Origin of the sequence: Spirulina sp. CCY15215, from assembly GCF_016888125.1 — a bacterium.
Lineage (GTDB): Bacteria > Cyanobacteriota > Cyanobacteriia > Cyanobacteriales > Spirulinaceae > CCY15215.
Genome location: NZ_JACSWA010000503.1, coordinates 1 through 5,657 on the forward strand (window position 1 = coordinate 1; position 5,657 = coordinate 5,657).

6 protein-coding genes are annotated in these 5,657 nt (G+C 40.1%); 2 read left to right on the top strand and 4 right to left on the bottom strand.

The features are described 5' to 3' along the window. Window positions 1-171: 171 nt before the first annotated feature. The 4 genes from JUI58_RS16805 to speA all read right to left on the bottom strand — a co-directional run bounded on the left by JUI58_RS16805 (window position 172) and on the right by speA (window position 4,078). A complete protein-coding gene (locus tag JUI58_RS16805) occupies window positions 172-1,290 on the bottom strand; it encodes a glycosyl transferase (RefSeq protein ID WP_204104955.1) in 1,119 nt (372 codons plus the stop codon). Between the two features lie 3 nt (window positions 1,291-1,293). After that, window positions 1,294-1,539 (bottom strand): hypothetical protein, encoded by a 246-nt coding sequence (locus JUI58_RS16810; protein WP_204104956.1) that lies wholly within the window; start codon window positions 1,537-1,539, stop codon window positions 1,294-1,296. A gap of 91 nt (window positions 1,540-1,630) precedes the next feature. After that, on the bottom strand, window positions 1,631-2,029 hold the full coding sequence (locus tag JUI58_RS16815; protein ID WP_204104957.1) for a hypothetical protein: 399 nt from the start codon (window positions 2,027-2,029) through the stop codon (window positions 1,631-1,633). 66 nt (window positions 2,030-2,095) lie between these two features. Then, window positions 2,096-4,078, bottom strand: coding sequence for a biosynthetic arginine decarboxylase (speA, locus tag JUI58_RS16820; protein ID WP_204104958.1), 1,983 nt, complete (start codon window positions 4,076-4,078; stop codon window positions 2,096-2,098). A gap of 109 nt (window positions 4,079-4,187) precedes the next feature. Between speA and JUI58_RS16825 the strand changes: the two genes are divergently transcribed. Continuing rightward, window positions 4,188-4,853 carry a hypothetical protein gene (locus tag JUI58_RS16825; protein WP_204104959.1) on the top strand — a complete coding sequence of 222 codons (666 nt, stop codon included), beginning with the start codon at window positions 4,188-4,190 and terminating at the stop codon, window positions 4,851-4,853. 42 nt (window positions 4,854-4,895) lie between these two features. After that, window positions 4,896-5,546, top strand: coding sequence for a hypothetical protein (locus JUI58_RS16830; protein ID WP_204104960.1), 651 nt, complete (start codon window positions 4,896-4,898; stop codon window positions 5,544-5,546). The last annotated feature ends 111 nt before the right edge of the window (window positions 5,547-5,657 follow it).

The window sequence follows — 5,657 nt, forward strand, 5'->3', positions numbered from 1 at the left end:
TACAAGTCTATCAATACGCTTCTGATGAACGTTTAGTAGAAGCTGCTGCACCCGCTTTAGCTATTATTTTAGTGGGAATTGTCCCCGTGATTTTTCTCAGTTTGCGGATTGCGCGATCGCGCCACTGTTAGAATCAAAAACAACAATTAAAATTAACTTTCCTGTAATAATTCACGGTCGGGAAGATTGAGCCAATTTTGTTGCTTTAGATGTTGCCATGTTCTCAAAATACTGAACGATCTCACGGGCAATTGTTTCTGTGCCATCTGTTGCTAGAGTAGAGGTTTGCTGAGGAGGATTTGGCGATCGCAAGAGAAACTCCCAATTACCTTGAAAGAAAGCATCAGGAGAGATAATTTGGTGGTGTCCGTAGTTTTTTAATCCTAACTCCAATAATGATGCTTCTGCAAACCCTTCTCGGCTTAAAGAAACAAGAGGAATATTTAAGCGTAAAGCCTCGGAAAAGGTGCTAAAACCTGGCTTAGAAACCACCCGATCACAAAAAGGCATAAAATCAACAGGACGATATTGGCGATCGCGAATCTTAATTAAATTGCTAAAATCTGGAGCATGGCGATCGAAGGTGATAAATTGGCGATCGGGAAACTCCTCGACTTTATGATAGGGGATTTGTTGCAATCCTAACCCCCCAAATGTTAACAAAATTGTTCGTTCTCGGGGTTGAATAAGATTAAATGTAGTTCTGATTTCCTCTTCTGAGAAACGCGGAGTCCCTCCCGTGAGTCCCACATCAGAAATATGAGGAAATGCTGACATGGACTCGTGTAGAGGGAGGCGAAAAAGGCGATCGCACTGACTAAAACAGTCTCCGATCCAAGCAGCAATTTCAGCAAAATCTTCTCCCCAGTCGCGATAAATAAAATCCCAACCAAAATTGCTCATCATCCAGCAAGGAATTCCCGCAGTTTTGGCGATCGGAGCAGCGAGAGGAGGAATATCGCCTAAAATTAAACTAATGCGATTAGTCTGAATAAAGTTAACTTCTCCTGCAATAATGCGATATTGTGCGGTGCGAATTTCTGCTAATTTTGCCAGTGTTTCCTGTTTGTCCATCGTCAGACTATCAGATTGAATTACCCCCACATCTAAAGCACGGGGACGATGAATAAAATCCCCTTCAATATAAGATTCAAGCAACCATCTTGGTGCAGTTGTTACAAGAATAAGCAAAATATCGGGATTGAGTTTTTTGACCATTCCTGCAACAGAAGCAGCACGAGTTGCATGACCAAATCCATGATTTGTGATAGCAATATAAAGACTTTGCATAAGTTAGGAATGATGAGTCATCAATCGTTTAAAATAAAAAACTTGAGAATTTTTCTCCAGTCCCGTTGTCACTGTAACCAACTCCCAACCCATTTCTCCGAGATAGTTAAGAGTACCTAAAACCGTTCGTCCTTGCAAAACGTCTACTAATTCTTTGTCTTCAGATTCTACTGTAATTCTCAAGGGGTTGAGAGGGAAGATGGTTTCCTGAATAACGGTATATTCCCATTTTTGGATTGGATTGTTCACGCTAGGACAAGCTAAAAAATGAAAAAAACTATTAATAAGTATAGCAAAAAAAGGGGACACAGATCGAAATATTGCGATCGCGCTTCTTCTTTCAAGATAGAGAATTGGGGAAAAACACTAACTTTCCCAATACGGTTAAAATTCCCGTAACTAAAATTCCCACAATGCCAAAAAAGCCAATAGTAATGGTATTCAAACGTGAATTTGTGGCCTCGATTTGTTTTTCCAGAGTTGAACGAGTTTCATCTAATCTTTTATCTACGTTCTTTATTCCTTCATCGAGTCTTTTGATATCTCCTTTGATTTCGGTAAATCCAACTGCAACAGTTTGGTCTAATTTATTAATTCGTTTACCGATCGCGATCTCTACAGTATCAATTCGTTTACCGATCGCGATCTCTACACCATCTATCCGTTCATCCAGCTTGGTATCTAAAGCCAGAATTAACTGTCTCAGTTCTTCAATATCTGTTACTGTTTTACTTGCCATTTTACTTGTCTCAAATATTATCTCAATTATACACCATTCTAGATAAATGACTAAATAAATTTCTTCTCAATCGATAATCTCGGTGGTATTTGTACTCAAATAAGTATAGCTATTTAAACTATGTTTGTAATTTTTCAATAAACGCTGGGACTCTTCCAAAGTAATGCGTTTATCTTGTATTGCTTGTTCAGTAAGACAGCGAATCTTTTCTAATAAATCTGCTGGATTATATTGAGCATAACCAATTACATCTGCTATCGTATCTCCTCGCACGATATGTTCAACTTGATATCCCTTGGAAGCCATTTTAATATGAACAACATTGGTATCCCCAAATAAATTATGTAAATTGCCCATAATTTCCTGATATGCTCCAACTAAAAACATTCCCAAATAATAAGGCTCGATCGCCCTCTCTCCCGTCGTCAGTTCCCTTGTATTTAGATGATGTAATTCTAAAATTTCTTTCCCTTCATGTCGATCAATAAAACGATCAATTTTACCATCACTATCACAAGTCAAATCGGCAAAAATTCCTCGTTCTGTCGGTTCTTCTCCTAAACGATGAATCGGCATAATTGGAAATAATTGTTCGATCGCCCAAGCATCGGGAGCAGATTGAAAAATAGATAGATTCGCATAATAAATTGCTGCCATCTTCTTCTCCAAATCTGCGATATCATCGGGAATATCATCGAGATTTCGAGTGATTTTGAGGATTTTTTGGCAACATTGCCAATACATTTCCTCAGCTTTTGCTCGTTCTTGTAAACTCAAATAGCCAAAATTAAATAAGCTAATCGCTTCCTGCTTAAATTGAATAGCATCGTGATATGCTTCTTGATAATTATCCGTAGAAATTGTCGTGTAAGTTTCCCAAAGATTGCGAAGAATAAGATGCTCTTGTTCTGCGATCGCTGGCAGTATTTCTATTTGAGAAATATCTGCCATTGTTGCTTGACTTGTCCCAAGAATATCGAAAATCAATACTCCTTGATGAGCAGCGATCGCCCGACCACTTTCACTGACAATAATAGGAGCAGAAATATTGCGTGCTTCACAGGCTTCTTGAACTTCTGCCACAATATCATTGGCATAATTTTGCATATTATAATTTTTGGAGGCTTGAAACTTTGTTTTCGAGCCATTGTAATCGACAGCTAAACCTCCTCCCACATCAAGATATTGCATATTTGCTCCCAATTTTACCAACTCTCCATAAATTTGACTGGCTTCGCGAATGGCATCTTTAATCGTACCGATCGCGGAAATTTGCGAACCGATATGAAAGTGCAGTAATTGCAAGCAAGATAACATTTCTTGACTGGCTAATTGAGTGACAGCAGCCAAAATTTGCGGCACATTTAAACCAAACTTGGCACGATCGCCCGTAGACTTTCCCCATCGTCCCGATCCTTTACTACTGAGTTTGGCACGAATTCCTAAGATTGGTTTAATGGCCAAAAGTTTACTGATTTCTATGGCGATCGCTAACTCTTCCACCTGTTCGATAACGAGAATAGAACGATGTCCCAAGCGCATTGCTAATAAGGCCATTTCAATGTATTCTCGGTCTTTATAGCCATTACAAATCAACAAAGTAACTTGGGAATCATTTTGAGTATTTTGTCGGGTTTCTAAGGTCGCTAAAGCAATAGCAAGCTCGGGTTTAGACCCCACCTCCAAACCAAACTGATAGGGTTTGCCAAACTGAACCAAGGCTTCCACAAGATGGCGATGTTGATTACACTTGATGGGATAAACCCCGCGATAGACGTTAGGATAGCCATAATGAGCGATCGCCCGCGCAAAACAAGTATTTAAACGGTCGATGCGATCGGCAAGAATATCAGGAAAACAGATCAGTATCGGCAAATTGAGATCCCTTTGACCCAAGGACACCACTAATTCATAAAGGTCTAATGAACTGCCATGATCGCCTTGAGGGGAAACCAAAACGCGACCCGCAGCATTGATGGTGAAATAGGGATGACCCCAGCCCTGAATTTGATAGAGTTTTTCACTATCCTTAATTGTCCAATCTTTCATTATTATGATAGTGTTAGCTAAACTTCAAAAATCGTAGTTTAATTGTTTTAAGTTTTGAGTAGTGAGGTCAGCATTTAATCATTGCTCAAAAGAATTAATAAATTAACCCATGTACGAATCAGATCAAGGACGCGATCGCTCCTCAACTCATCCTACAATCACTTGGATTACTAACCATCCCCTCCTTTTTTGGGGTGGAGTCTGGACAATCGCGCTATCGGTAACGGTGGGAGTAACGGCTGGACTCTTGCATGGTAAACTTTTCGTTACCCAAGAAAGCCTCGATCTCCCGCCAACTTCAAGGGAAGATTCCCTCGCAACCAGAGATGAGAGAGAGTTTGAGGTCGATCCTCAAGATAATCCCGAAGCGGTTTATTTCAAAGATACCGCGCGATCGCCTTCCCAAGCCAAAAACTTATTTCCCTTGTGGTTAATGGGATTCATCGCTTTGACTTGTGCTGCGGGTTCATTTTTTGTAACTTTAGTTCTGAAATCCCTCAGTCTCTCTCAAAAGCAGCCAGTAAAGCATTTAAAACCCAAAACAATCTCACAAGAAATGACTCCCGTTAGCACTCCTCGGTTTCAAACTGAATTCGGTTCTATTCCCTATGAACCCGTAATTATCGCGGAAACGCAACCCCGAGTGACAGTATTACCACCAGAGGTTATTTCCCCCCTTGATTCTCCTCAAAACGATGGTAATCTTCTCGAACAACTGGATCTTCGCAAGCGTCATTCTCTTTCATCGCTGATGGACTACACCGATGATGAGTAGAAGTAGAAAATAGCAAATTCGTATTTTATTATCGCTCTAGATATGTTTAAAAAATTATGGCAATGGTTAAAAAATTTAGTGGGAATATTTTCTCCTCGTCCCGAGCCTGCCAAACTGGAGGCGATCGCATCTTCTCTAGATAATTCTCCTGAAAAGTCCCCTTCTCCTCTTTTGGGCGATCGCGATTACGAGTTTCTCTTCGATCAAGTTTTAGAAGGAGTGGCACATGGTTGGCAAACACCTCGCATCAAACAATTTTTTGAGCAAACACAAGATCGCATTACTCTCGAACAATGGGTAAATTGGCTGATACAATTTGGAAAGCAAAAGATAGATTCTCCCCAACCCGATCGCGAATTGGCACGACGGCTCAATTTACTAGCTGTACAGACCCAAAATATCCCTAGTATTGCGGAAATTGGAGCAGCTTCTTTGGCAATTTCTCAACAATTATTACAACAAGAAGCAAAAGGGGAAGTTTGGGAATATGATGGACCCGATCTGGCTGTAGATGCCGTTACACCTGAACCGCAAACTGTTGTTTTTACTTTGGAGGAACTCCATGAAAAATTGAAAGAAGATGCTAATTTTAGACAGGCGATCGCGCAACAAGTTGGAGTCAATTCTGACGATCCAATGGTCATTCTTCAAGCTGTTGCTTATCAAATTTCTCAACAACAAGAAAATAGTTGATAGTTATTTATTTCTGATTTACAATGCTTTTTGATCTTCCTCTTTCTCGCTGGCGCGGTAGCAGTTATTTACATCGATTAGTTGGACTTTTGGGACAATGGCAAGATAGTA